This window comes from Enterobacter sp. BWH52 (genome assembly GCF_001037565.1).
In the GTDB taxonomy this organism is placed as follows: Bacteria; Pseudomonadota; Gammaproteobacteria; order Enterobacterales; family Enterobacteriaceae; genus Enterobacter; species Enterobacter hormaechei_C.
The window spans coordinates 1-2,493 of record NZ_KQ089859.1 but is presented as its reverse complement, the minus strand read 5'-3'; the positions used below and the strand labels follow the sequence as shown (position 1 = coordinate 2,493).

2 protein-coding genes and 1 pseudogene are annotated in these 2,493 nt (G+C 51.2%); 1 reads left to right on the top strand and 2 read right to left on the bottom strand.

The window, feature by feature from the left end; translation table 11 throughout:
- Positions 1-770, top strand: a pseudogene (locus SK47_RS24405) (phage tail protein); the annotation flags it as partial.
- On the opposite strand, the gene SK47_RS24400 reads toward SK47_RS24405, so the two are convergent.
- The gene (locus SK47_RS24400; RefSeq protein ID WP_232961019.1) at positions 736-1,506 is read right to left on the bottom strand and encodes a phage tail fiber protein; all 771 of its coding nucleotides are present in this window, start codon (positions 1,504-1,506) and stop codon (positions 736-738) included. The pseudogene SK47_RS24405 and the gene SK47_RS24400 sit on opposite strands and share 35 nt — an antisense overlap.
- 83 nt (positions 1,507-1,589) lie before the next feature.
- A complete protein-coding gene (locus SK47_RS24510) occupies positions 1,590-2,402 on the bottom strand; it encodes a phage tail fiber protein (protein ID WP_369799493.1) in 813 nt (270 codons plus the stop codon).
- Positions 2,403-2,493: the final 91 nt, after the last annotated feature.

The window sequence follows — 2,493 nt, the reverse complement described above, 5'->3', positions numbered from 1 at the left end:
TCGGTTTAGGAAGTAGCGCGACACGGGATGCTTACAGCTCGACAGGACAGATGTTATCCCGGGGAGATTTTGGCTTGGGCGGGCCGGGTAATAGTAGTGCTGGCTGGGATATAGCTATCGATGGCCGATTTTTAAGTAGCCCTTATGACGGTCCCTCAGCTACTGCTGTGTTTATGGGGATAAACTGTGCTCATAGTTCCGATTCATCCTACTGCTTTCAGCTTGGGGGACGAGGAAACCAGGGTATGTGGTGGAGGGCAAGAGAAAGCGCCTCATTCCTTCCATGGTTACGAGTTTATGACACTGGTAACACCACCAGAGCTAGTGACGGCACGTTAAAAGCAGCTTCCCCGGTAGTTAAGCTGTTTGCAGACGGTTCGTTTGAGACTAATGGCGAATCAGAAGGCTGTACCGTAACCCGCATGAAAGCCGGAGAGTATCTGATCGAGGGCTGCATGGGGATGAACTCAGATGCGGCGTGGGGTGGTATTGATGGCGGGTTCGATATCCCTAAAGATCGTAATGGGCAGGCCCTAATCTGGCTTGACTATGAGGTAAATGCCGACGGGTCAGTGCTGGTGAAAACATTCCACCGGGAATACCCGTCAGCACCGATATTTGCGAGGAACTCACGGGAAGGTTTTGTGGATGGCGAACCGGCCGATATTCCGGCCGATCAGTTTGTCAGTGTCCGTGTAGAGATGCCGCAAAACAGTATCTGGAATCAGCGTGCAGCTATGGCTGAAGTTTCTGATTCATCATCTGATTAAAGGCAGAATCATCAGGCATATCCAGGCGAACATCGATCCAGCTGTTCACCGGCACGTCCATCGGTTCCCCTTTTGTTTTGACGATCTCCCCTTCATCGCTCAGCATGTATTTTCGCTTAAACAGGCGGATAGTCAGCTCGCCGTCAGCGGTTTGTTCAGCTTCAGCCACACCCAGTTCTCCCATGCCGCCAGGGTCCATTGGCGGCAGTAACTGCCATCCCCCTGACGCCAGGCCTGCCGAACCTGTCAGCACATAAACACCAACATCGAGGCGGGAAAGGGTTATTCCCTCCGCCTCGGCGTTCGCCGTACCACAGCCGCACCAGACAAAGCCTGGTTCATCGATATCAGTGCGCTGACATTCCTCCTGACTTTTCACAATACGGGCAACGGGCGATGCAGCCTTGAGCGTTCCGTCGCTGGCTTTCGTGGTGTTCTGCGTCGAATACAAGGTATGCGTGGTAGAAAAACCAACGTTAGTTAGCCCGGAAACAGTGCCGTTTCCCTGACGATATTTAAGCCCCTGCGACGTTGAAGCTAACTGCCATGAAGTGTATCCGCCCCCTGTTGCATCATGCCAACCACGTAGCGTTAACATGCCGGTGTATACATCTGCACCGCTTCCACCGCCCCATGCATTCGCTCCCAGCTGAATGCCGAAAGACATTCCCAGCGGGTATTGAGTAATCAGATCGTACGAAGCGAGTGTCCGGTAATCGCGATGAACCTGAGCCATAACAGCGGCTCCGTTTATGTACGATGACACCGGGGCAAACTGACTATCAACATCTCGTGTAGCGCTGTTTCCCAAACCGACCTTTATTCACCCGCATCGGCAGTCATGGCCAGCTCTGCCGCACTGAGTTTTTGGTTGTACAAAGAATCGGCAGGCATTTCGACACGCACGGATACAAACTGGTCGCCGGGAATGTCCACAGGATCACCATCACTTACGCCGTCTATTTCGTTCCTGGCGAATGCTGGCGCATCAGGGTGTGTGCGGTGATAGGTTTTCACCAGTACAGAGCCATCGGCGTTAACCTCATAATCCAGCCAGATAAGTGGCTGCTTGTTGCGATCGGTTGGGATGTCAAAACCGCCATCGATGCCGCCCCAGGCAGCATCTGAGTTCAGTCCCTGGCATCCTTCAATCCGATATTCGCCAACGGCTATGCGTATAACAGTACATCCTTCAGATTCATCATTCGTTTCGTACTTACCATCCCAAAAGAGTTTGACAACTGGGGATGCCTTTTTAATTGAGCCGCTACTATCAACGGTGGTATTCGATTCTTGCCAAAAAACGGACCATCCTGTCCAAACTCCTGTGTTTCCGTTTCTCGCTCGCATAGCCATGTTATTTGCTGCTGCTGGCATATTTAATTGGCTTATGTAAGCGGTATTGGCAAAAGCGGCATGGTAAGTCCATAAATGGCCAGTGTATTTGATATTGGCTGTGGCGCCTACATAGCCATACGTGATTGTTCCTGGCTTGGCGTCATTTGCATCAGAACCAACACCAAGTGGAGTACCTCCATACGAAAAGGCAAGTAAATTGGCAGTTGCTGTTGAATGACTATTTCCTCCAGTTCCCCCGAGGCTGATCGGTACATACCCTGAGGAATCTACCAAACCGACGTTTTATAGATTGCCCTGCGGCAGCCATGCCGATAACTTCACCTGATTTTTTTGCAGAAAATATTGGGTGAAAAATATGCAAATT

Bases quoted from the DNA above. Each gene is read 5' to 3' on its own strand.
- SK47_RS24400 (WP_232961019.1), bottom strand. From the start codon at position 1,506: ATGGCTCAGGTTCATCGCGATTACCGGACACTCGCTTCGTACGATCTG.